Origin of the sequence: Sorangium sp. So ce836 (assembly GCF_028553905.1) — a bacterium.
In the GTDB taxonomy this organism is placed as follows: domain Bacteria; phylum Myxococcota_A; class Polyangia; order Polyangiales; family Polyangiaceae; genus Sorangium; species Sorangium cellulosum_D.
The window spans coordinates 10,939,012-10,961,139 of sequence record NZ_CP102233.1; the positions used below are offsets into that span (position 1 = coordinate 10,939,012).

A 22,128-nucleotide genomic window follows, 5' to 3' on the forward strand; every position below is an offset into this window, starting at 1 on the left:
CAGCCTCTCACCCTCGTGGCCGGGCAATCGCCGTGTCCGCTCCCGGACAGCCGCGGATCGCCGGGCGGCGAGTTGTGATAGTGCTCGTCCTTCCCGGGGGGGAGAAAGACAGCACCATGTCGGAGTCGAAGCTCGCCGCGCCGCAGATGGTCATCGATAGCCGGATGCTCTACTCGAGCTGGATACCCGCCGATCCGGAGGCCGCGGCGGCGCTCTTGCCGAGCGGGCTCAGGCCGGCCGAGAACAGGGCCATTTACATGAACCAGTACGTGGTCGACAAGCCGGAGCAGACGTCCGGCTTCGGAGCGTATTCGCTCACCTACCTGGGGCTCGATCTCGCGGGTCACACCACGCCGGACGGCGCGAGCCCGGCCCGCTTCTTCACGCACTACTTCAACTCATCCGACGTGGTGCGCCGGTACGTGAGCGAGCGCGGCGTGCCGGCGTCGCCGGGGTCGACGACCCTGGAGGTGCACGGCAAGGAGCTCGTGGCGACGACCTCGGTGGACGGCGTGCCCATCATCCGGACGCGGGCGCACGTCGGCCACAAGATCGGCGTGGTCGCGCGCGGCCACCTCACCTACGTGACGAAGATCGGAGATCGGCTCTTCGCCGGCAACTACCCCTACATCGCGGACATGGCCGACCCGTACGAGCTCCTGTCCGTCGAGTTCCTCGCGAAGGATCACCCGGTGTATGCGCTCCGGCCCGGGAGCCCGATCCAGGTGGTGAAGAGCGCCTCGTGGTACTCGCCCCGCGACTCGTTCGTGTATCCGGGCGGCGAGCGCGAGCTCGTCTGACGGCCGGCGCTCCGGGCCTCTCCCGGGGTCCGGAGCGCGTCCCCCGGCGTCTTCCTCTCCCTGTCCACGGGAGGTCTCCACGGGCTGCCGCCTCCGTGGAACCAGGGACGAACTCGGGCGACGCGCCGCTCGGCCGCATCGGATACAGCGATCCAGAGAGAAAGACGCCAAGGACGCCAGGAGAGCCCAGAAGTTCTCTTCCTGGCGTCCTTGGCGCCTCGGCGGTCCATCTCCTTCTCCTCCGAGCCCCGGAGCGCCGTCCGCGGTGATCGGAGGCTCTCCAGCGAACGAGGAGCCCTGTGCCCATCCTGCCCGCCCGGCCGGCGCGGTCCGGAGGACAGCCCGGGAGGGTGGATCTCATGGGATATCGTCAGAGCGACCGAGCAGGAAGGCGGGAAGCTCGGAAGACGAATGAATCCCATGCGCGCCCGCCCCGCCGCGCCGGGCGCGCGCGGTCCCATCGTGCACAACGAGGCCGCCGGTACGTCGGTTGCTCCCGAGCCCCACCGCGGCCGAGGCGGCCGCTCGTACAAGGGAGAGAACGAATGAACCGACTGATTCGATTCGGAGCACTCTCGGCCTTCCTGTCGCTCGTCCTCTGGGGCGGCAAGGACGTGGCGGCCGCTCCGATACCCGCCGATGTGAGCAGCAAGCACCTCAAGGACCTCACGACCGCCGACGTCGAGTCCACGTGCCAGTCGCTCGCGCCGAGCCTCGAGCTCTCCAAGCAGGATACCTGCGAGTTCGTCGGCATGCTGTGGTCCACGGTCGGGCAGGCGTGCGAGGCGGTGATGCAGAAATGCATGTCCGAGACCCAGCAGCCGCGGGCGGACGAGGCCGCGGACCCCCCGCCGAGCTGCCTGCCGCCGGCCGACGCGCGCGCGGGCTGCACCGCGACCGTGGCCGAGTACCAGGCGTGCCTGCTCGCGCACGTCGCGAAGATCCGGGCGCTCACGTGCGCTTCCCCTGCGAGCGAGCTGCAGACGACCATCCCGGAGTGCGATCTCATCGTGCAGAAGTGCCCGGATCTCGACGGCTCCGACGAGGGAGACGGCCAGGGCGCCAGTCAGCCCTGACGCCGTCGCGCGGAACGCCCCGCGGGCCGCCGCCGGCCCCTGGCCGCGCGCGGGGCGCTCCACGCGCGGGCGCGCGCCGAAAAAACGCGCGACATGGCTCGCGCAACAGCCCCGAAAACTTGGCGCAACGGGCGCCCGGCCACCCTCGCCTCTGCTCCCCAAGAGCCGGAGGAAGGGTCGCACCATGACGTGGCTTGTTCGACTGGTCGGGCTCGTGACGCTGCTGCTGCTCGGCGCCGCGTGCGGAAAGGGGTCGGCGGACGGCGCGAACGACGACGCTGCGCAGGCCGGGGCGCCCGCGGGCGCGCTCCCCGCGCCGAAGCCCGCCGGCGCTCCGCTGCGCATCGCCTACAGCGACTGGCCCGGGTGGGTCGCCTGGGAGATCGGCATCCAGAAGGGATGGTTCAAGGAGGCCGGCGTCGAGGTCGACTTCACGTGGTTCGAGTACGTGCCCTCGATGGAGGCCTACTCCGCCGGCAAGGTCGACGCGGTGTGCGTCACGAACGGCGACGCGCTCGTCACCGGCAACGGCGGCGCGCCGAGCGTCGCCATCCTCGTCAACGATTACAGCAGCGGCAACGACATGGTGGTCGCGAGGCCCGGAATCACCGCCGTCGCCGCGCTCAAGGGCAAGAAGGTCGGCGTCGAGGTCGGCTTCGTCGGCCACCTCCTGCTCCTGAACGCGCTCAGGTCCGCGGGCCTCACCGAGAAGGACGTCCAGATCGTCAATGTGCCGACGGACCAGACGCCGCAGACCCTGAAATCCGGCGGCGTCGACGCCATCGTCGCCTGGCAGCCCAACAGCGGACAGGCGCTGCGCGAGCTGCCTGGCTCGACCGCGATCTTCACCAGCGCGGACGTGCCGGGCATCATCTACGACGTCCTCGCCGTGAGCCCGAAGAGCCTCGCCGAGCGCCGCGCCGACTGGGGCAAGGTCGTGAGGGTGTGGGACCGCATCGCCCGGTTCATCAAGGACGAAAAGAACCTCGACGAGGCCGCGCGCATCATGAGCGCGCGCGTCGGGCTCACCCCGGAGCAGTACAGGCCCTTGATGAAGGGGACGTTCTTCCTCGATCTCGCCGGCGGCATGAAGCACCTGGAGAAGGGCGAAGGCCTCGGTTCGATCTATGGATCGAGCCGGGTCGTCGACGAGTTCAACGTCGAGAACGGCGCCTACAAGGCGCCGCTCGCGGTCGACGGATACATCGATCCAAGCCTCACCGCCGAGGCCCTCAAGGCAGGTCAGGCCCCGTGAGCGCGGAGAATCCCCTCCCCCGGGCGGCCGGCGGCGCGAGGCGCGCGCGGCCCGGGGCGCTCTCCGGCTTGCTCGCGGTGCAGAGGCCGCTCCCGCGGCGAGCGGGCCTCACGCTCGCGGCGCTCGCCTTCGTTCTGCCGCTCGCCGCGTGGTGCGTCGTCAGCTATGTGCCGTTCGTCTGGCACCCGCTGGTGCGCGTGACCGATCCGGGCGACGCGGCCGCGCCCGGCGCCTATGCGTACATCGCGGAGGGCCAGCTCGTCGATCGCGAGGTGTTCGAGAGGCGCAACCTCGAGCTCGCGCAGGCCGGGCGGCCGCTCGCCCGCGGGGAGCGCGCGAACCCCGTCTTCCTGCCGGCGCCGCACGAGGTCGGCCGCGCCTTCTACGCCGCCTTCACCACGCCCCCGCAGCGCACGGGCGACACCTGGCTGCACGAGAGCCTGCTCCAGAGCTGCCAGGTCATCTTCTGGGGGTTCTGCTGCGCCGCGCTCCTCGGCGTCCCGCTCGGCGTGCTCTGCGGGGCGTTCGCGCTCTTCTCGAGGCTCGTCGAGCCGTTCGTCGACTTCATTCGTTACATGCCGGCGCCCGTGTTCGGCGCGCTCGCCGTCGCCGTGCTCGGGCTCGGGGACGCGCCGAAGATCGCCATCATCTTCATCGGCGTCTTCTTCCAGATGGTCCTCGTCGTCGCGAACACGGTGCGCTCGGTCGACCCGGCATTGCTCCAGGCCGCGCAGACGCTCGGCGCGCGCCCCCGCCAGCTGGTCGCCCACGTCGTGCTCCCGGCGGCGCTGCCGGCGCTCTTCCGCGACCTGCGCCTCCTCATCGGCTGCGCGTGGACTTACCTCGTGGTCGCCGAGCTGATCGGCGAGAAATCGGGGCTGAGCGCGTTCCTGTACCAGCAGCAGCGCTACCGGAACTTCGCCAACGTGTACGCCGGGATCGTCATCATCGGCCTCATCGGGCTCGCGACCGATCAGCTCCTCGCCCTCCTCGGGCGTCACCTGTTCCCCTGGGAGACCGGCAACACCGCGCTCGCGCGCTGGGCGCGCGTCCTCCGCCGGCTGCTCCCGCCCGCGCGCGGCGCGGGCGCGCCGGGCGGCGAGCCCGCGCTCGCGCCGCGGCTCCAAGGAGACCCCCGATGACAGCGGACGATCGGATCGAGCTCCCCAGCTACAGGCACCACACGGCCGAGGTCGCCGCGCGCCTCGCCGAGCTCCGGGCGCGCCCGGTGGTGATGCGCATCGAGCGGCTCACGCGCCGCTTCGAGGGCGATCGCGGGCCGGTCACGGCGCTCGACGGGGTGAGCTTCGACGTGCGCCGGCGGGAGCTCATCAGCGTGATCGGGCCGTCCGGGTGCGGGAAGTCGACGCTGATCCGCGTCGTGGCCGGGCTCGACGCGCCGAGCGCGGGCGAGGTGCGGATCGACGGGGCCCCCGTCGCGGGGCCGGGCGCCGACCGGGGCATGGTGTTCCAGAGCTACACGCTGTTCCCCTGGCTCACCGTGAAGAAGAACGTGATGTTCGGCCTCAAGATGCGGGGCGTGGGCGGCGGCGAGGCCGAGCGGATCGCGCTCGAGTGGCTCGAGGTCGTGGGGCTCTCGGGCTTCGCCGATCACTACCCCTCTCAGCTCTCCGGCGGGATGAAGCAGCGCGTGGCGATCGCCCGCGCGCTCGCGAACGAGCCGCGCATCCTGCTGATGGACGAGCCGTTCGGCGCGCTCGACGCGCAGACGCGGGCGAGCATGCAGGCGCACCTGCTCCGCATCTGGGAGCGGGTCGACGTCACGATCCTCTTCATCACGCACGACCTCGACGAGGCGATCTACCTCTCGGATCGCATCGTCGTCCTCGGGGCGAACCCTGGCCGGGTGCTCGAGATCATCGAGGTGCCGGTGGCGCGCCCGCGCGGGCCGGAGCAGCTCCTGTCGGGGAACTTCCTGGCGACGAAGAAGCGTCTGGAGGAGCTGATCCACGATCGCGCCCCCGCGGCGCGCGCGGCACCATCGAGCGCGCAGGCCGCCGCTCGTTCGATGGAGTAGCGCCCCGGGCGCTCCGGCGCGCCAGTCGAGGTACCAGGCATGCCCTGCCATGCGCGGCACGAAAAGCGCCCGGCGAGCGGCTGGGGCTTCCAGGGAGCTCGCCCGCCGTCTCCACCGGCGCCGTGGCATCCGTTATATTTTCCGCTTTCGCCTCGGCATCCGTTATAGTAGACATCCCACATGGCAACGGGACGCTTGGAGTGGCCGCGCTCGCGGCGTGGGGGCCGAACGTGGCCGCACGCACGCTGAGGCTCGGCGCGTTCATGCGCCCTGTCAGCATTCATACGGGCGCCTGGCGCTATCCGGGGGCCTACCCGGACGCGAACTTCAATCTTTCTCACCTCAAGCGCTTCGCGCAGCGCCTGGAGCAGGCTCGTTTCGACGCGTTCTTCATGGCCGATCACCTGGCCGTGCTGAACATGCCGCTCAGCGCGCTGATGCGCAGTCACACGGTCACGTCCTTCGAGCCGTTCACGCTGCTCTCTGCGCTGGCCGGCGCCACCGAGCGCATCGGTCTGGTGGCGACCGCGTCGACCACGTTCGATCAGCCGTATCACGTCGCCCGGCGCTTCGCGTCCCTCGATCACATCAGCGGCGGGCGCGCCGGCTGGAACATCGTCACCACCTCGAACCCGGACGCAGCGCTGAATTTCGGCCTCACCGAGCACGTGGAGCACGACGAGCGCTATCGGCGCGCGCGCGAGTTCTATGAGGTGGTCACGGGGCTGTGGGACAGCTTCGCCGACGATGCGTTCGTGCGCGACGTCGAGGCTGGGATCTACTTCGACCCGGAGCGCCTGCACGTGCTGAACCACAAGGGCAAGTATTACTCCGCGCGCGGGCCGCTGAACATCGCGCGTCCGGTCCAGGGATGGCCGGTGATCGTGCAGGCGGGCGCCTCGGAAGCAGGCCGGCAGCTCGCGGCGGAGACCGCCGAGGTCGTGTTCGCGGCGCAATCCACGCTGGAAGGCGCGCGGCGCTTCTACGCCGACGTCAAGGGGAGGCGGGAGCGCCTGGGGCGGGATCCCGACACGCTCAAGATCCTGCCCGGCGCGCTGGTCGTCGTGGGCGAGACCGCGCAGGAAGCGCAGGAGAAGCGCGCGCGGCTCGATGGCCTCGTGCACTTCGACAGCAGCATCGCGTCGCTCTCGGTGGTGCTCGGCTGCGACGCCTCGCGCTTCGATCCGGACGCGCCGCTCCCGGAGATCCCGCCCACGAACGCCGGGCAGTCCGGGCGCGAGCGCGCCATCGAGCTGGCGCAGCGGGAAGGGCTCACCGTTCGTCAGCTCGCGCAGCGCCTCGGCGGCTTCGGGGGGCTCGCGTTCGTCGGCACGCCCGACAGCATCGCGGACCAGATGGAAGAGTGGCTGGTCCAGAACGGCTGCGACGGCTTCAACATCATGTTCCCTTACTTGCCGGGCGGGCTCGACGACTTCGTCGATCGCGTCGTCCCCGAGCTCCAGCGACGGGGCTTGTTCCGGCGCGAGTACGAAGGGAAAACGCTGCGCGAGAACCTGGGGCTCGCGCGGCCCGCGAATCGATTCTTTCCAGAGCGCGCCGCGCAGCGCTGAGCGCGATCGGCGCGCCCGCTCGCATCGACGACCACCCGCCCGGACGCCGGGCACGAGGATGAGATGTCACGAACCACGGTCACGTTGAAGACTCGGGACGGGCAGACCGAAACCTCCATCTTCCGGCCCGACGCCGGTGAAGGTCCCTGGCCCGCGGTGCTGGTGTACCAGGACGGCCGCGGCATACGCCCCGCGCTCTTCGAGCTGGGGGAGCGCGTCGCGCAGGGCGGTTATTTCGTCCTGCTGCCCGATCTGTTCTATCGCGGCGGCCCCTACCAGGCGCCGGACGCCGAGACCTTCAGCCGAGATCCCGAGTTTCGAAAGCACTGGCAGCAGAAATACATGGCCACGGCCACCAAGGCCAACGTGCGCTCGGACACCGAGGCGTTGCTCGCCTTCTTGGCCGACCACCCCGACGTCAGCTCGCTGTCGATCGGCACCACGGGCTATTGCATGGGAGGCGGGCTGTCGCTGTCGGCCGCCGGCCATTTTCCCGACCGCGTGATCGCGGCGGCGTCGTACCACGGCGGCAACCTGGCGACCGACGATCCGGAGAGCCCGCACCTCTTGGCGCCGCGCATCCGGGCGCGCGTCTACGTCGCGGGCGCCGTCGAGGACGCCTCGTTCCCGGACCAGCAGAAGCAGCGGCTGATCGACGCCTTCGAGCAGGCGGGCGTGCGGCACACGGTCGAGACGTACGCGGGCGCGAAGCACGGCTGGGTCCCCTCCGATTCGGCGGTGTACAACCAGGCCGCGTCCGAGCGCCATTACCAGACGTTGCTCGCGCTGTTCGACGCGACGCTCAAGTCGGCGCCTCCGAAGAGCTGAGCCGGGCGGCGCCAGCGCTCATCTCCACAAGGTGGGCGGGCCCTCGGGGCTCGCCCGTTCTCAGGCTTGCAAGCTGCGGCGCGCGTGCCTCGACCTGGTGCAGTTCCACCGGAGCCTCACCCGGCGAGAGTTCGAGCAGGACGGCGCGCTCGAGGGGGCGCTGAAGCTCAAGGGCGAGGGCAAGGTTCGCTTCCTCGGCGTCTCGGGCACGCTGCCCAACCTGGTGGAGCAGATCGAGATGGGCGTCTTCGACGCCTTCCAGATCCCCTACTCCGCGCTGCAGCGCGAGCACGAGGAGGTGATCGGCAAGGCGGCCCAGGCCGGAGCCGGCATCATCATCCGCGGCGGTGTGGCGCGCGGCGCGCCCACCGACTGGCAGCGCACGAACTACATGCTGCCGGGCACCACCATGCAAGACCGCTGGGAGCGGGCCGGCGGCGCGGGTTAAATCGCGCCGGAGGTTCCGCCGTCCACGTTGATGCTGGTGCCGGTCACGTAGCTCGCGGCCTTGGAGGCGAGGAAGGCGATCACGTTGGCCACCTCCTCGGCCTCGCCCACGCGGCCGAGCGGCACGTTCTTCCCGAGCGCCGCGTAGTGCTCCTCGGGGATGAGCCCGCGGCGCTCTGCGTTCCTCCGCTGCTGGCCGCTCTTGATGACGCCGACGCAGACGGTGTTCACCAGGATGCCGTGCTCGGCCAGGTCCTTGGACAGGGCCTTGGTGAGCGCGATCCCCGCCGCGCGGCTGACCGAGGTCGGCAGCGATCTCGCCCCGGGCTGCTTGCCGGCGGGCGTCGTCACGTTGATGATGCGCCCGCCGCGCTGCTTCTTGAGATGGGGAATGGCTGCGCGCGACGTACGGATCGCCGCGTGCAGCTTGAGGTCGAGATCGGCCTGCCAGGTCTCGTCGTCGACCTCCTCGAAATGGGCTGCCCGTCCGGTGCCGGCGTTGTTGACCAGGATATCCAGCCGTCCGAATCGGGCGATCGTCTCCGCCACGAGGCGCTCGACGTCGGCGGGCCTCGTGACGTCTGCCACGATCGCCAGCACATCTCCGCCTCGGTCCCGGATCTCCCGCTCCGCGCTCGCGAGGACGTCTGGCCGCCGCGCCGCGATCGCAACCCGGGCCCCTTCTTCCGCGAGCCGAAGCGCGGCGGCCCTCCCGATGCCTTCGCTCCCACCGGTGACGATGGCCACCTGTCCCTTCAAGCCGAGATCCATGGCGCCCCTGAAGAAACAACTCCCATGCCGCCGCGTCGCTCGCCGGACGCCGCCGAGCCGCCCTCGCGACGCACGCTCGGCCTCGGGCACCCCTCCGGTGCGGTGAGGGCGCGGCTGTGCCGCCCGTGTTGCTGCCGCGGCAGCAGCCGGTGGTGATCCGCTGCTCCGGCACGGTCACGCGCGCGCCCATCGACCGGAGGGAGGAAGGGAACCGTCGGCTCGGGGGCTAGTCGCAGGTGTCGTCGCGCGCGTTCACCAGCGTGAGGTTGCGGAACGTGCCGTTGACCGCGCGGGGGCTCTCGTTGACCGTACCGCGGTGTTGTCCAGCGGGCCCTCGTCCTGGCATGCTGAACGCGGTCGCGGGGTTGGCGCTGCCGATGAATAGGGATGCGCTGGCCGCCGGGCGGCCAATCACCACATCTGGATGGGCCCATGCCGAGCAAACCGAGCAAACCGAAGGAACAACCAGAATCCTCGCTCCCGAAGGGCATCGGGAAGCCGGCGACGCGAGCGCTCGCTCTGATCGGCGTCTTCAGCCTGGACCAGGTCACCCGATTCTCGGAGGCCCAGCTCCTGGCGCTTCATGGCGTGGGGCCGAAGGCGATCGGAGTCCTCAAAGCCGCCCTCGAGGCCCAGGGAAGGTCTCTCGCCAAGGGCGGATAGCCCCCGTCGTCCAGGCGCGGCATGACGCGGGGGCCCGGCTGCGGTGGGGCGGGCGACCTCGACCCGGGTCGGGTCGCCAGGGCAGCTCAGTCGTCGCCGCGGACGCGGTGGAGCACGTACATCCCCGTCAGCTTTCCGAGCTCCTTCGCCGCTGCCCGCGCGCGCCCTCCGCTCGACGGATTGAACAAGCTCGCGGGCGCCGCCGTCTCGAGCAGGACCTCGTCGAGCACCGTCCCGGCCGGATCGGTGATCTGCACCGTCGCTTTGAGGACGGTGGGCCTGTTGAAGACGCCCGTGAAGATGCCGGGCTCATAGGATGTGACGTTCGCACGGATGAAGAACGGCGCGTCGGCTGCGCTCACCGCCCTGACGACGACGGCGTCCTCCGACGCTGTCTCCGCCATGAGGGCTTCGGTGAACTGCTCGTTGATCGCCGACTTGTCCTCCTGCCAGCTCTGCCGCTGCTCGGCGTCCTTGTCGGCCATCCAGTCGGCCTCGGAGATGTCGCCGACCGTGGTGCCGAGGAACGCCACCGGGACGACCGCGAAGCGCCCCTTGCCGTAGAACGGGTTCGGCACGGCCTGACGGGTGGTCTTCCAGGGGTGCCCGCACCCGACGAGCAGGGGGGCGAGGCAGAGGAGCATCAGGATCAAGAGCGCATGTCGACGGTGCACGGGGCGGTCTCCTTCTCGGGCGGTGGCGGCGCGCGGGCGCACGATGCCGCGATGCTAGCGGCAGGCGCCGCCGGCGGAGCAAGAAAGCGAGGGCGGTCCGCGGCCGTGAACGCGGGCCCCGACCCGGGTCGGGGCGCGGGGGTCGGGGCGCGGGGCGGGATCGCGGGTCCGGGGACGGCTCACGCCGGGACGCAGACCCCGCTCGTGGAACAGACGCAGCACTCTCCGCAGCCGCCGCTGTTCACGCAGTCGACGCAGCGGCCCGCGCCGTCGCACTGATCCTGCTGCGCGTTGCACAAGGTGCCTGCCGGCGCGGGTCCCTCTGCGCAGAGGCCGTTATCACAGGTGTATCGGTAGCATTCCGTCGAGGCGCCGCACTCGATGTCCTGCGCGCACTGGAGCGGAGCGCACTTGCCAGCATCGTCGCATCGTCCGCCTGGGCACGGTCCGGGCTGGGGCGCGTGCACAGGTGTTATCCCGTCGCAGGAGTCCGACGTGCACGGGTTGCCGTCATCCTCGGGCTCGTCGGCAGCGACGACGACGTGGGCGCCGCGACCGTTGCAGACGGTGCGCTGGCAATCGCCCATCGTCGGCGCGATCTCGGTACCTTCCGGCAGCGGCGCCGTGCCGCACCTGCCGTCGACGCACGCTGGGATCTGGCATGGCTCCGCGGGGGGAGGGCAATCCGATGGCCCCGTGCAGCTGCCGCCGCCGGGACCGGTGGTCGAAGCGCCGTCGCTGCTCGCCCCGCCTCCGCCTGCGGCGCCGGTCCCGCCGGCGGCGCCGGTCCCGCCGGCGCCGCCCTGGCCCCTGTCGACGAAGGTGCGTTGCTCGACGGCGCATCCTGCGAGCGCGGCGACCAGGAGGAGCCGCAGGAGAGCCGGCGGCACGGCGCCGGCGCGGTGAGACGGACCCGATGCACGGGCAGGAGACGACGCCATGTGCCGCATCATAAGAGCAGGGCTGCCCGACGGCGAAGCGCGCGGCCGCCGCATGGGCGACCGGCGGGCTGACCCGGGTTGCGGCGACCCGGGCCACCCGCGGGGGAAGAGGCGACCGACGGGCTGACCCGGGTTGGCGGCAGGCGGCCCGACCTGGGTTAGGGGCGACCCGGGGCCGCCGTCGGGTCCGTGCCACCCCCAACCCGGGTCGGCGGCACCTCAACCTGGGTCGGGTCCGTGCCATCTGAACCTGGATCGGTCCGCCGCACCTCAACCTGGGTCGGGTCCCTCGCGCCCAACCGGGGTCGGCGACGGCACCTCAACCCGGGTCGGGTCCGTGGGTCCGTGCCGCCCCCAACCCGGGTCGGCGGCACCTCAACCCGGGTCGGGTCCGTGCCGCCCCCAACCCGGGTCGGCGGCACCTCAACCCGGGTCGGGTCGCAAGCCTTGACAATAAAATTTGTCAACCTACGATGACCCGCGTGCTGGACGTTGAGGTCATCGAAGACCCTGCCGCGGCGGTCGTCGCGCTCGACCCGGTCCGGAGCCGATTGCTCTCGGAGCTCGCGCAGCCGGCCTCCGCCGCGAGCCTCGCGGAGCGGGTGGGCCTGGCGCGGCAGAAGGTCAACTACCACCTGCGCGCGCTCGAAGCACACCAGCTGGTGCGGGCGGCCGGCGAGCGGAAATGGGGCGGCCTGACGGAGCGCCTGTTCGTGGCGACGGCGAGCGCCTATGTCGTATCTCCGAGCGCCCTCGGCCCCGCCGCCGCCGATCCACAGCGGACCAGGGATCGCCTGTCCGCGAGCTACCTCATCGCGCTCGCGGCGCGCGTCGTGCGCGAGGTCGGCAGGCTGTGGCGCCTCGCGTTCAACGCCCAGAAGCGCCTGGCGACGCTCTCGATCGACACGGAGATCCGGTTCGCGTCGGCCGCAGAGCGCGCCGCCTTCACCGCCGATCTCAGCAAGGCCGTCACCGACCTCGTGGCGCGATATCACGACGCGACCGCCCCCGGCGGGCGCGAGCACCGGTTGCTCGTGATGGCTTATCCGAAGCCGAGCGATGACCCCTAGAAAGGAGCCCACATGCCGATAAAGAGCGACGCAAGACGACGCTGGGTCGAGCTCGAGCTCGTCGTGCCCGGAACGCCGGAGCAGGTGTGGCGCGCCCTCGCGACCGGCCCTGGCATCAGCGCCTGGTTCGCGCCCACCACCGCCGACGAGCGCGTCGGCGGCAAGATCGAGTTCACCTTCGGCGAAGGCGCCGCCTCGTCGGGAACGATCACGGCGTGGGAGCCCCCGTCGCGCCTCGAGTACGAGGAGCACGGCTGGAGCGAGGGCGCTCCGCCCCTCGCGACGGAGTTCGTCGTCTCCAGCCGCTCGGGCGACGAGTGCCTCGTGCGGCTCGTGCACAGCCTGTTCACGTCCAAGGACTCCTGGGACGATGAGATCGAGGGGTTCGAGAGCGGCTGGCCCGGTTTCTTCCAGGTCCTCCGCCTGTACTTGCGTCACTTCGCCGACCAGCGCGCCGCCGCCGCGCGCGCGATGAGCGCCTACCCTGGCGCGCACGCCGAGGCCTGGAAGCAGCTCGCGACCGCGCTCGGCGTCTCCGGCCCCAACCTGGGCGAGCGACGGTCAGCGCCGGCAGGGGCCCCGCCGCTCGTCGGCACCGTCGAGCACGTCGAGCAGAGCGACAAGAGCTGCGAGGTCCTGTTGCGCCTCGAGCAGCCGGCGCAGGGCGTCGCGCTCCTCGGGAGCTATCCCTGGGAAGACAAGGCGCGCGTCGCCGTCAGCCTGTTCTTCTACGGCGATCGAGCGGCCGAGGCCGCCGCGGAGCTCGAGCCACGATGGCGCGCCTGGCTGGAGGCCCGCTTCCCGGCGACCTGGCCTGACCCAGGTTGAGGATCCGCGGACCGTCCGGACCGGAACCCATCCGGACCGGAACCAGGTTGAGGTGCGCCACCCACCCGGGTTGCGCCACCCGACCCGGGTTGACCTGGCCTGACCCAGGTTGAGGATCCGCGCGCGGACCGTCCGGACCGGAACCAGGTTGAGATGCGCCACCCGACCCGGGTTGCGCGCGCCACCCGACCCGGGTTGAGGCCCCCACCCCACCCGACCCAGGTCGGGGCGGCGCTCCGGAGCCTTCACGGCTCGGAACCGCCTCGGGCTTCCTCGGCCCCCTCCCCCATCGGCGCCCCGCGGATCCTGAAGTGGCCGAGCACGGTCCACGCGTCGAGGTGGTCGTCCTCGCTCGGCGTCGGCCCGATGTTGTGGAGGACGAGCGGAATGCCGCGCGGGCCCTTGCGATCGCTGACGATGCCGACGTGATCCGGCGTGCACGAAGGGCACGGCTTGAAGGCCCAGACGACGACATCTCCAGGCTCCCATGTGCTCACCGCGGCCGCGTCGAAGGTCCTCGGGAGCGACATGGCATGGGCCCGCAGGTAGGTGAGCATCGGCCCGACGCGGCGGTGATCGATGTTGCGATCGGGACGCTCGATCGTCCTGTAGACGGCCGGGCGCGCGAGGATGTCCTCGTGAATCACCTTCTGGAGATCGATGCCAGCCGCGCGGACAGCGCGGATGACGACATCGGTGCAGACGCCGCGCTCGGGGGCCGGATCTCCGTTCGGGTAGCCGATGGCGACCCAGGCGGGGTCGTACGTGACGGCACGGGCGACCTCGAGGCGAGCGCGGGCGACGATCGGGCTCGAGGTCGCGGGGACGAAGGTGGATCCGGCGAGAGGCGCTGGCGCAGCATCGGGCGCGGGGGTCGGCTCTGGCGAGGGGGTCATCGCCAGCGCAGGCGCAGAGGCCGGGGCGAGGCGCGCCTCGCGCGGAGCGAGCTCCCGCGAGCGACAGGCCAGGAGGGCGATCACCGCGAGGACAGCCCAGGTTCGTGAGCTCATGACGCATCCTCGTCCGGATAGGGCGATCTGTGACAGGGCAGGGCCGACGCGCCCCAGGTTCAGGTGGCCGGGTGCCCGTCCCAGGTTGAGGTGCCCCCAGGTTGAGGTGCCCCGAGGTGGCCCAGGTTGAGGTCGCCCCGGCTGGGCCAAGGCGACCCAGGTTGGGCGTTGGGGGAACCCGACCCACGTCGGGGTGGTCGCCACCCCGCGGCGCGAGGTCGCGCTGGCACTTAATGTTAACGATAACAATAGCGTAGATCTCGCTGCCCGAGCGGCGGCCGGGACCGCGGTGCTCTTGCGCAGGACCAGCGCGATCTCGACCACGACGCGCGACGAGGAGCGCTGGTCCATCTCTCGATCCACCCCCAGCCGGAGATGGAGGCAGCGGAGCTCGATCTCGCAGCCATCATGCCGGGCGGTAGTGAGGGAGGCGTGGATGACGCCGCGTCCGGGATGTCGTTGAGCTCGACGAAGCAGATCTCCCGCGGCGCCTCGCGCCCGCTCCTTGCGGCGCCGCGCACCGGGGGAGCCCCGCCAGCCTCGTCCCCTCTCTCGGGCTGGCCGATACCCCGCCGACCCGTCGATTTGAGTTGACGCCGCTAATGTTAACGTTAACATTTGACCCCAACGATATCCTTTTTCGCCCGTCTCTGGCACATGCGTCCCAGAGCGGCGTTCACCCGCACAGGAGACGGGTCCAGCTCGGCGTTTTCGGCGCGGAAGCGCACTCCTGTGCGCTGAGCACCGAAAACGTCGAGATGGGCCCGTATCCGAAGCGGGTGAACGTCGCTCCAGCTGCCGGCGCTGCTCAGCGCGAGAGGCGTTGAGGCTCGTGCGCCGAGCACGACGCCGGCATGCATCCGACACTCAGGAGAGCTCATGAGACTGCCTCGCACCTCCTTTCTTCTGGTTGGAGCCACGCTCGCGGCGACCCAGGTCCTGAGCGGGGCCGCACACGCGCAGTCGAGCATCGACATCTCGTTGGCGGAGGCGCCCGCGACGCCGCGGCTGCAGGGCCCATTCGTGTACGGTGCCGCGCCCTCGTCGCCGTTCTTGTTCGCCATCCCCGCCACCGGCCGGGCGCCGCTCGAGTTCTCTGCCTCGGGGTTGCCCGCCGGGCTCACGCTCGCGCCGTCCACGGGGATCATCTCGGGGACGACGCCGGCCGCCGGTTCCTACCCGGTCACCGTCACCGTCACGAGCTCCGCCGGCACCGCGAGCGCTACGTACACGCTGCAGTCCGGCGGCACGCTCGCCCTCACGCCTCCGATGGGCTGGAACAGCTATGACTCGTTCGGCGCGAGCGTCACCGAGCAGGACATGATCGACCAGGCCCAGGCGGTGAGGACGCACCTCCAGCCGTACGGCTGGAACACCGTGGTCATCGACTATCGCTGGTACGAGCCCGGACAGCCGATCGACGCGAACGGCCGCTATCTGCCGGCCGCGAGCAAGTACCCGTCGGCGACGGGCAGCAACGGCCTCAAGAGCCTCGCGGACCGCATCCACGCGATGGGCTTGAGCTTCGGCATCCACATCATGCGCGGCGTGCCGCGCAAATCGTACGACGCGAATCTCCCCATCGCGGCGTCGAGCTTCACCACGCGCGACGCGGGCAACCCGAACGATCCCTGCCCCTGGGATGATCACATGTGGGGCGTGCGCGGCGACACGCCGGCGGGGCAGGCCTGGTACGACGCGCTCTTCCAGCAGTACGCGTCCTGGGGCGTCGATTTCGTGAAGATCGACGACATGCTCAACAACACGACGCGCAGGTATCACCAGGCCGAGGCCGACGCGATCCACAGGGCCGTGGAAAAGACGGGACGCTCGATCGTGCTGAGCTTCTCGCCGGGTCCCAACGATCCCTCGTGGCTGATCACCTCGTCCGGCCACCTGAACAGCAACGCCAACATGTGGCGCGTCGTGAACGACTTCTGGGATTTCAACGCGCTCACCGATCTTCCCGGCGTGCTCCGCGCCGCGAGCACCTGGCAGGGCGTCGGCGATCTCACCCCGGGTCACTGGCCCGACCTCGACATGCTGCCGCTCGGCTACCTCGGCCCACGCAACGAATGGCACGCGTCCGGTCAGACGACGTTCACCAAGAACGAGCAGGTCACGATCATGTCGCTCTGGACCATGCTGCCGTCGCCGCTCATGTTCGGCGGCAACCCCGCGCGGCTCGGCTCGGACGCGTGGACGCTCGCGCTGCTCACCAACGAGGAGGTGCTCGCCGTGAACCAGGACGCGCTCGGCGCGCGCGGCCACCGCACGACGGTGAACGGCGGCGAGATCTGGGTCCGTGACCTGAGCGGCGACCGCAAGGCCGTGGCGTTCTTCAATCACGGAGACCAGGACATGGCGATGTCCGTGCAGTTCTCGGAGCTTGGCGTCACGGGAACGCCGGTGATCCGCGATCTGTGGCGCCGCGCCGACGTGAGCGGCATGAGCGACGCGCTGTCCGCCAGCGTCCCCGCCGGCGCGGCGCTCATGTACACGCTGTCGCCGCCGGGCGGGATGGGCGAGGCCTCGAGCGCGGCCTCCACGAGCAGCTCGAGCGGAGGCGGAAGCACGAGCGAAGGTGGAGGCGGCCTTGGAGGAGGTGGAGGCGCGGGAACGACGGGCGTGGGCGCCGGCGGAGACGGCAGCGGGGGAGCGGCCGGCGCGGCGAGCGACACCGGCGGCGAGCCGAGCGGCTGCGGCTGCGCGGTGCCCGGCCCCCCTCGCACGCCCGCGGCGCTTCTCCTGCTCCTCGCGACGACGGCGCTCGGCGCGTCTCGTCGAAGAGCAGCCAGACGCAACGACGCGAACGCCGCCCGCCGCTGATCCTGGCGTCCCGCGAGGGACGGCCATGGCCAGCTCGCGCAGCGGGCCGTCGGAGAACATCGCGCCGCTCGTCGCCGCGCGGCGACAGACCTCGGAGGAGGCGTAGTTCGCCCTGATGCGGTCGAGGTTCGCGCCCAGGCCGTGAAGCGCGCTCCCCCTCGCCCGGAGGACGTGGGCGCGCGGCTCCCCCGTGCTGTACAACCAAGGCTCCCCTTGCCGAGGAGCTGCCGCATGACGAGTCGCCTTCAGGAGCGCCTGCTCGCGATCATGGATCGCAAGAACCACTGGGCCTGGACGCACCTCACCGGCCCTGGCCTCACGCGCGACCAGCTCACCGTCCACTTCCGGCACGAGTACCGGGTCTACGTGCGCGACTTCCCGGTGCTGCTCGCGCGCGTGCTCGGCCAGTCGCCGCCGGCCGCGGTGCGCAGCGCCCTGGCGGAGAACCTGTTCGAGGAGCAGACCGGCAAGCTCTCCCTGGGCGCGCCGCACCCGGAGCTCTTCCTGGAGATGATCGACGGCCTGGGCATCCCGCGCGCGGCCGTCGAGGACGAGTCCATCCCGCTCGAGCCCGAGGCCGGCGCCTACCGGACGCTGCTCGACCGCGTGAGCGCGGCGCCGCCGTGGGTCGTGGGCGCGGCGGTGCTCACGATCTTCGTGGAGGGCAGCGTGCACGAGCGCGCCGAGCTCCTCGGCCAGCGCGAGGTGCCGCCGATCGACGAGGCGCTGCGCGCGCACCCGATCGTGCGCCACTACGGGTGTCCGCCCGAGCGCATGCGCCTCGTGCGGGCGCACCGGGCGGTCGAGGGCGGGCACCGTCGGGACGCGTGGGAGATGGTGCTGGGGCACGTGCCGGACGAGGGCCCCGCGGCGGACGCGGTCGCGTCGGCGGTGGCCGCCGCGCACGCGGCCTGGCTCTCGTACCGTGACGGCGTCGCGCGCGCGATGGGGCTCCGGCAGGCGTGAGCGGGCCTCTCACGCGCGCCTTCCGGCGGGGCCGCGCGCGCCGATCGCCCGTGCGCCGCCGGTCATGATATCTCCTGCTCGCCCGATGTCCCCAAAGCGCAAACCCAGGTCCCGCAAGGGCGGCGCGTCCTCCGCGCCCCGCCCCGCGTCCTCCGCGTCGCCTGCCCCCGCGGCGCCTCCCGCGCCGCGCGTGCGCTCCTTCCGCCTCCGCCTCGGCATCACCGCCCTCGAGCTCGCCTCCGGCCACGACGGCCTCCTCCGCGGCGCGCCCGAGCCGGTCCTCCTCGTCGCCGCCTACCTGCTCTTCCCCCCCGACCCGGGCGCCCCGCCCCCCGCGCCACCCACGCCGGGCGCGCCGGCCGGCCTCACGCTCCCTCGCCCCCTCGGCCGCACCCTCGTGCGTTTCAGCGCGCCCCGGGGCCGCTTCCCGGCGGTGCTCACCCTCCGCGGTCCCCTCTCGTTCAAGGCCCGCGCTCGCGCCCGCGAGAACGACCGTATCCTCCTCCTCGTCCTCGCCGTCGAGGAGGACTCCGGCAAGGAGGTCGAGCGGCTCTATGCCCACCTCGCGGACGCGAAGCACCTCCGCCTCTGGGACCTCGACGCGCCCGTCCCCGCCCCGTCGACCCTGGCCGAGCTCATCGCCGCCCCGTACCTGCAGGGGCACGCGGCGCCCGTGCGCGTCGGCGTGCTCGACGACGGCGGCGATCTCCGCGACACCTGCCGCGGCGACGACTTCGTCGGCGCCAGCGCGGCCCTCGTCTCGACCTCGCGCCACGAGGACGCGCTCCGCTTCCACGTCGTCTCCGCAGACGGCCGCAACGACTGGACCGCCGTGACCACCGTCAGCGTCGACTGAGGCCCTGCCGCCCCGGGCCGCGCGTCCGGGGAACGCGCGTCGACCCCGGCAGCGCCCCCGCGCCCCCGGCGGCGCGACCGGGGCGCCGCGCGCGTCGAGGTCACGCCGCGCGACCCGCGGCGCCGGGGAGCTCCGCCGCCCGCGGCGTCATCAGCCGCGCCATCGTCTTCACGAGGAGCTCACGGCTGAAGAAGCGGACGAGGAACACGCTCAGGCTGTTCGCGGCGCCGTGGACGACCGAGGCGCGACCGGCCACGAAGGCCGAGAGGCCGAGGCGCACCACGTCCTCGGGCCGCGCCCGCTTGTCGGCCCCCGGGATGTCGCCCGAGCGCTGGAAGAACGGCGTATCCGTCGCGCCGGGGCACAGGGTGAGGACGCGAACGCCGCGCGGGCGGTACTCGGCCCAGAGCGCCTCGCTGAAGGAGAGGACGAACGCCTTCGTCGCCGCGTAGACCGCGAAGTACGGGGAAGGCACGAAGGCCCCCGTCGACGCCACCTGGATCACGCCCCCCTGGCGCCGCTCGATCATGGGCAGGAACAGGTGCGTGAGCTCGACGAGCGCGCCGACGTTGAGATCGATCTGCTCGCGGTGCGTCGCCAGGGGGAGGCCGCCGAAGGCGCCATAGACGCCGAAGGCCGCGTTGTTGACGAGGACATCGACGTCGAGCCCCTTCGCCGTGACGGCGTCGAAGACGCGCCGCGGGCCCCCCGGAGCGGCGAGATCCACGGCGACGACATGCGCTCTGCCGAGCTCGGAGGCCAGCGCGGCGAGCTTTGCTTCGCTGCGAGCGACGAGGACCAGGGTCGCCCCGCGCCGCGACAGCTCGCGGGCGAACGCCTCGCCGATGCCCATCGAGGCGCCCGTGACGAGCACCGTCTTTCCCTTGAAGTCGAAAGCATTCATGACGGGAAGATGGCCTCCGGCGCGCTTGTCGACAATGGGCATCGGTGGTAATCCGATTTCCACGGATGCAAAACGCAGGTGCTCCGCTCTGGGACGATCTCCGCGTGCTCCTCGCGCTGCACCGCCACCGCAGCTTCCTCGCCGCGGGCCGGGCGCTCGGGGTCTCGACCTCCACCGCGGCGCGGCGCATCGACGCGCTGGAGGCGGCGCTCGGGCGGCCGCTGGTGCACCGGAGCAACGGGGGGACGTCGGTCGAGCCCGACGCGCTCGATCTCGTGGCGCTCGCCGAGCGCATCGAGAGCGGGCTCCACGCGATCCGGCGCGACGAAGGGGACGAGGCGTTCTCCGGGACGGTGCGCCTGTCGCTGGCCGATGAGGTCGTGCGGCCCGTCACGCAGCGCCTCTGCGAGCTCCGGCGGCTGTATCCGGCGCTGGAGCTCGAGATCCTCTCGGAGACGCGGCTCGTCGACCTCGCGCGGCGCGAGGCGGACGTCGCGATTCGCGGGAGCAAGTCGTCGTCGCCCGCGGTCGTCCATCGCCTGGTCGGGCGGGCCTCGTTCGGGCTCTACGCCGCGCCGAGCTACGTCGAGCGGCGGCTGCGGGGCGCGCGGCTGCGGACGGCGGAGCTCGCGCGCCACGATTTCGTCGGCTACGAGGGGACGCTGGCGCAGACCGCGAAGAGCTCGTGGCTCATGGCCCACGGGGCGAAGCGCTTCGTCGTGAGGTCGAACTCGCACCACGCGCTCCTCGAAGCGGCGCTCCAGGGCCAGGGGATCGCGCTCATGTCCGACCCGTCGGTGCGCTCGATCGCGGGGCTCGTGCGGCTCGAGGTCGACGCGGAGCTGCCGTCGTCGTCCATCTTCCTCGCGTACCATCGAGAGCTCCGGAAGGTGCCGCGCGTGCGCCTCGTGGTCGACACGCTCGACGCCGCGGTGCGCGAGGCGCTTCGCTAGCGCGCCGCGGACCGACGCGGCGAAAGGAGGCCCGCATCGTCGAGCGACGATCAGAACTCCGATCCTCGGGTCATCCGCAAGCCGATCGCCGCCGCCTCTGCTACGCCACGCTGCTCGGCCGGTACCAGTCGAAGTTGTTGTGGAACGGAAAGCTGTTGATCCCGAGGCTGATGCTGACGTCCAGCGCGCGGACGTGGTGCCACCAGCCGACGGGGATGAAGAGCGCCTCGCCCGGCTCGAGCACGACGTCCTTCACGAGCGCCGGGCTCATCGCGTCCTGCTCCGGATCCCGGTCGGCGTACATCGCGCGCGCCCCCTCGAACAGCGACGTCTCGAACGGCGCGATCATGCGGTATCGCTTCCTGCCGTACACCTGCCCGAAGAGGATGTTGGACGTGTCGTAATGCAGCGGCGTGATGGTCCCGGCGGGGCCGAGCCACAGCGCCGAGCTGCCGAGGAGCCGATGCGCGGCGCAGTACCCGTCCGGGAGGACCACGTCGCCGAGCAGCGAGCCGAGCCTCGTCCGCTCCAGGACGCGGTTGTTGGCGACCATGTAGAAGTCGTTCGTCTCCGTGCGGGCGGCCTCGATGCGCGCGACGAATTCGCGCAGCGGCGTGCTCTGCGTGTGCTTCGCCGCGTGCATGTCGTAATCGGGATCGCTCATGCGTCCCGTCGTGACGTCGACCATGACGTCGCCGAAGGCCTCGGCCAGATACGCCGGCGTCCACCGGCCGAACGCGGGCCAGCGGGTCACCACGTCGGTCAAGATGACCGGGATGTTCCCGGCGACATAGACGTCGCGAAACTCCGCGGCAGACACGCCGGAGCGCCGCGGGATCCCCGTCGGGTCCAGGGCGTTCGACGCCATCCTCTGCTGTAGCCGGACCACCATCTCCTGCTGCCGCGCCGCCCGGGCGAACGGCCGGGCAGCGAGGAAGATGGGCGAACGGACGATGGCCGAGAGCAGCTCGCTGGCCTGCGCGCGGCTCACGCCCGCTGCCTGGAGCTGCTCCGACACCGCGCCTTCCGACACGCCGCGGAGCAGGTTCTCCGTGGCCCAGCGCCACCACTCCGGCGCAACTTCCAGCTCGCGATCGCGTTCGCCCATCGTCGACCTCATCAGGTGAAGGGATGCACCGGCACGACCCGCGAACGGCTCACGCGCACGGCGCGGGCGGCGGCATCGGCGGGATGATCTCGCCCTCATCGCCGTCCGGCGGCGGCGGCGGCATCGGCGGGATGATCTCGCCATCCTCCTCGATAGGGGGGTGCATCGGCGGGATGATCTCGCCCTCGTCGCCGCACGGCGGCGGCACCGGCGGCGGCATCGGCGGGATGATCTCGCCCTCATCGCCGTCCGGCGGCGGCGGCGGCATCGGCGGGATGATTTCGCCCTCGTCGCCACACGGCGGAGGCATCGGCGGCGGCATCGGCGGGATGGCCTCGCCGTCCGGCGGCGGAGGCGGCATCGGTGGGATGATCTCGCCCTCGTCGTCCCGAGGAGGAGGCATCGGCGGGATCGCCACCCCGTCGCCACACCCCTCCTCCGGCTGAGGCTCGTTGGTGCCCGGGTCCCCCTGACTCCCCTCCTCGACGACCGGCGCACCACAGGCAACCACGAAGACGGCCGCCGCCGCAGCGGCAGCGC

The 22,128-nt window shown here is 71.6% G+C and carries 21 protein-coding genes; 15 read left to right on the forward strand and 6 right to left on the reverse strand.

The features are described 5' to 3' along the window. Nucleotides 1-116: 116 nt before the first annotated feature. From NQZ70_RS39795 to NQZ70_RS39830, 8 genes are all read left to right on the forward strand, one after another. Nucleotides 117-800 (forward strand): hypothetical protein, encoded by a 684-nt coding sequence (locus NQZ70_RS39795; RefSeq protein ID WP_129578888.1) that lies wholly within the window; start codon nt 117-119, stop codon nt 798-800. 545 nt (nt 801-1,345) lie between these two features. Beyond that, a complete protein-coding gene (locus NQZ70_RS39800) occupies nt 1,346-1,876 on the forward strand; it encodes a hypothetical protein (RefSeq protein WP_129578889.1) in 531 nt (176 codons plus the stop codon). Nucleotides 1,877-2,060: 184 nt separating this feature from the next. After that, nucleotides 2,061-3,131 (forward strand): ABC transporter substrate-binding protein, encoded by a 1,071-nt coding sequence (locus NQZ70_RS39805; RefSeq protein ID WP_129578890.1) that lies wholly within the window; start codon nt 2,061-2,063, stop codon nt 3,129-3,131. 68 nt (nt 3,132-3,199) lie between these two features. Next, nucleotides 3,200-4,273, forward strand: coding sequence for an ABC transporter permease (locus tag NQZ70_RS39810; RefSeq protein WP_129581847.1), 1,074 nt, complete (start codon nt 3,200-3,202; stop codon nt 4,271-4,273). Continuing rightward, nucleotides 4,270-5,169, forward strand: a complete 900-nt coding sequence (locus NQZ70_RS39815; RefSeq protein ID WP_165374397.1) for an ABC transporter ATP-binding protein — start codon at nt 4,270-4,272, stop codon at nt 5,167-5,169. The genes NQZ70_RS39810 and NQZ70_RS39815 overlap by 4 nt, the downstream gene beginning before the upstream one ends. A 263-nt stretch (nt 5,170-5,432) precedes the next feature. Continuing rightward, nucleotides 5,433-6,740, forward strand: a complete 1,308-nt coding sequence (locus tag NQZ70_RS39820; protein WP_129581849.1) for an LLM class flavin-dependent oxidoreductase — start codon at nt 5,433-5,435, stop codon at nt 6,738-6,740. 63 nt (nt 6,741-6,803) lie between these two features. After that, nucleotides 6,804-7,568 (forward strand): dienelactone hydrolase family protein, encoded by a 765-nt coding sequence (locus tag NQZ70_RS39825; RefSeq protein ID WP_129578891.1) that lies wholly within the window; start codon nt 6,804-6,806, stop codon nt 7,566-7,568. Between the two features lie 31 nt (nt 7,569-7,599). Then, complete coding sequence (locus NQZ70_RS39830; RefSeq protein WP_237244467.1) at nt 7,600-8,016, forward strand: aldo/keto reductase; 417 nt, start codon at nt 7,600-7,602, stop codon at nt 8,014-8,016. Here the strand turns inward: NQZ70_RS39830 and NQZ70_RS39835 are convergent. Next, complete coding sequence (locus tag NQZ70_RS39835; protein WP_237244468.1) at nt 8,013-8,876, reverse strand: SDR family NAD(P)-dependent oxidoreductase; 864 nt, start codon at nt 8,874-8,876, stop codon at nt 8,013-8,015. The genes NQZ70_RS39830 and NQZ70_RS39835 overlap by 4 nt on opposite strands. A gap of 342 nt (nt 8,877-9,218) precedes the next feature. Here NQZ70_RS39835 and NQZ70_RS39840 point away from each other — a divergent pair, with 342 nt between their 5' ends. Next, the gene (locus NQZ70_RS39840) at nt 9,219-9,449 is read left to right on the forward strand and encodes a DNA-binding protein (protein ID WP_129578892.1); all 231 of its coding nucleotides are present in this window, start codon (nt 9,219-9,221) and stop codon (nt 9,447-9,449) included. A gap of 86 nt (nt 9,450-9,535) precedes the next feature. Here NQZ70_RS39840 and NQZ70_RS39845 read toward each other — a convergent pair whose 3' ends face one another. Next, nucleotides 9,536-10,123 carry a hypothetical protein gene (locus tag NQZ70_RS39845; protein ID WP_237244469.1) on the reverse strand — a complete coding sequence of 196 codons (588 nt, stop codon included), beginning with the start codon at nt 10,121-10,123 and terminating at the stop codon, nt 9,536-9,538. Between the two features lie 1,423 nt (nt 10,124-11,546). On the opposite strand from NQZ70_RS39845, the gene NQZ70_RS39850 reads away from it, so the two are divergent. Further along, the gene (locus tag NQZ70_RS39850) at nt 11,547-12,134 is read left to right on the forward strand and encodes a helix-turn-helix domain-containing protein (protein ID WP_061624597.1); all 588 of its coding nucleotides are present in this window, start codon (nt 11,547-11,549) and stop codon (nt 12,132-12,134) included. A 12-nt stretch (nt 12,135-12,146) separates the two neighbouring features. Further along, nucleotides 12,147-12,962 (forward strand): SRPBCC domain-containing protein, encoded by an 816-nt coding sequence (locus NQZ70_RS39855; protein ID WP_129578893.1) that lies wholly within the window; start codon nt 12,147-12,149, stop codon nt 12,960-12,962. A 245-nt stretch (nt 12,963-13,207) separates the two neighbouring features. Here NQZ70_RS39855 and NQZ70_RS39860 read toward each other — a convergent pair whose 3' ends face one another. Next, on the reverse strand, nt 13,208-13,972 hold the full coding sequence (locus tag NQZ70_RS39860) for a DUF1287 domain-containing protein (RefSeq protein WP_165374398.1): 765 nt from the start codon (nt 13,970-13,972) through the stop codon (nt 13,208-13,210). 879 nt (nt 13,973-14,851) lie between these two features. On the opposite strand from NQZ70_RS39860, the gene NQZ70_RS39865 reads away from it, so the two are divergent. From NQZ70_RS39865 to NQZ70_RS39875, 3 genes are all read left to right on the forward strand, one after another. Beyond that, nucleotides 14,852-16,801 (forward strand): putative Ig domain-containing protein, encoded by a 1,950-nt coding sequence (locus tag NQZ70_RS39865; protein WP_272826518.1) that lies wholly within the window; start codon nt 14,852-14,854, stop codon nt 16,799-16,801. Between the two features lie 231 nt (nt 16,802-17,032). Beyond that, complete coding sequence (locus tag NQZ70_RS39870; RefSeq protein WP_129578896.1) at nt 17,033-17,767, forward strand: iron-containing redox enzyme family protein; 735 nt, start codon at nt 17,033-17,035, stop codon at nt 17,765-17,767. A 190-nt stretch (nt 17,768-17,957) separates the two neighbouring features. Next, nucleotides 17,958-18,623: a hypothetical protein gene (locus tag NQZ70_RS39875; protein WP_165374399.1), complete on the forward strand. Its 666-nt coding sequence runs from the start codon at nt 17,958-17,960 to the stop codon at nt 18,621-18,623. 100 nt (nt 18,624-18,723) lie between these two features. Here NQZ70_RS39875 and NQZ70_RS39880 read toward each other — a convergent pair whose 3' ends face one another. Next, nucleotides 18,724-19,527: an SDR family oxidoreductase gene (locus tag NQZ70_RS39880; protein ID WP_129578898.1), complete on the reverse strand. Its 804-nt coding sequence runs from the start codon at nt 19,525-19,527 to the stop codon at nt 18,724-18,726. A 65-nt stretch (nt 19,528-19,592) separates the two neighbouring features. On the opposite strand from NQZ70_RS39880, the gene NQZ70_RS39885 reads away from it, so the two are divergent. After that, nucleotides 19,593-20,480 carry a LysR family transcriptional regulator gene (locus NQZ70_RS39885; protein WP_129578899.1) on the forward strand — a complete coding sequence of 296 codons (888 nt, stop codon included), beginning with the start codon at nt 19,593-19,595 and terminating at the stop codon, nt 20,478-20,480. Nucleotides 20,481-20,580: 100 nt separating this feature from the next. Here NQZ70_RS39885 and NQZ70_RS39890 read toward each other — a convergent pair whose 3' ends face one another. Together NQZ70_RS39890 and NQZ70_RS39895 are read right to left on the reverse strand one after the other, a co-directional pair. Then, nucleotides 20,581-21,588: a cupin-like domain-containing protein gene (locus NQZ70_RS39890; protein WP_129578900.1), complete on the reverse strand. Its 1,008-nt coding sequence runs from the start codon at nt 21,586-21,588 to the stop codon at nt 20,581-20,583. Nucleotides 21,589-21,637: 49 nt separating this feature from the next. Further along, the gene (locus NQZ70_RS39895; protein WP_129578901.1) at nt 21,638-22,099 is read right to left on the reverse strand and encodes a hypothetical protein; all 462 of its coding nucleotides are present in this window, start codon (nt 22,097-22,099) and stop codon (nt 21,638-21,640) included. Between the last annotated feature and the right edge of the window lie 29 nt (nt 22,100-22,128).

Bases quoted from the DNA above. Each gene is read 5' to 3' on its own strand.
- NQZ70_RS39795 (WP_129578888.1), top strand. From the start codon at position 117: ATGTCGGAGTCGAAGCTCGCCGCGCCGCAGATGGTCATCGATAGCCGG.
- NQZ70_RS39800 (WP_129578889.1), top strand. From the start codon at position 1,346: ATGAACCGACTGATTCGATTCGGAGCACTCTCGGCCTTCCTGTCGCTC.
- NQZ70_RS39805 (WP_129578890.1), top strand. From the start codon at position 2,061: ATGACGTGGCTTGTTCGACTGGTCGGGCTCGTGACGCTGCTGCTGCTC.
- NQZ70_RS39815 (WP_165374397.1), top strand. From the start codon at position 4,270: ATGACAGCGGACGATCGGATCGAGCTCCCCAGCTACAGGCACCACACG.
- NQZ70_RS39820 (WP_129581849.1), top strand. From the start codon at position 5,433: ATGCGCCCTGTCAGCATTCATACGGGCGCCTGGCGCTATCCGGGGGCC.
- NQZ70_RS39825 (WP_129578891.1), top strand. From the start codon at position 6,804: ATGTCACGAACCACGGTCACGTTGAAGACTCGGGACGGGCAGACCGAA.
- NQZ70_RS39840 (WP_129578892.1), top strand. From the start codon at position 9,219: ATGCCGAGCAAACCGAGCAAACCGAAGGAACAACCAGAATCCTCGCTC.
- NQZ70_RS39855 (WP_129578893.1), top strand. From the start codon at position 12,147: ATGCCGATAAAGAGCGACGCAAGACGACGCTGGGTCGAGCTCGAGCTC.
- NQZ70_RS39860 (WP_165374398.1), bottom strand. From the start codon at position 13,972: ATGAGCTCACGAACCTGGGCTGTCCTCGCGGTGATCGCCCTCCTGGCC.
- NQZ70_RS39865 (WP_272826518.1), top strand. From the start codon at position 14,852: ATGAGACTGCCTCGCACCTCCTTTCTTCTGGTTGGAGCCACGCTCGCG.
- NQZ70_RS39870 (WP_129578896.1), top strand. From the start codon at position 17,033: ATGACGAGTCGCCTTCAGGAGCGCCTGCTCGCGATCATGGATCGCAAG.
- NQZ70_RS39880 (WP_129578898.1), bottom strand. From the start codon at position 19,527: ATGAATGCTTTCGACTTCAAGGGAAAGACGGTGCTCGTCACGGGCGCC.
- NQZ70_RS39885 (WP_129578899.1), top strand. From the start codon at position 19,593: ATGCAAAACGCAGGTGCTCCGCTCTGGGACGATCTCCGCGTGCTCCTC.
- NQZ70_RS39890 (WP_129578900.1), bottom strand. From the start codon at position 21,588: ATGGGCGAACGCGATCGCGAGCTGGAAGTTGCGCCGGAGTGGTGGCGC.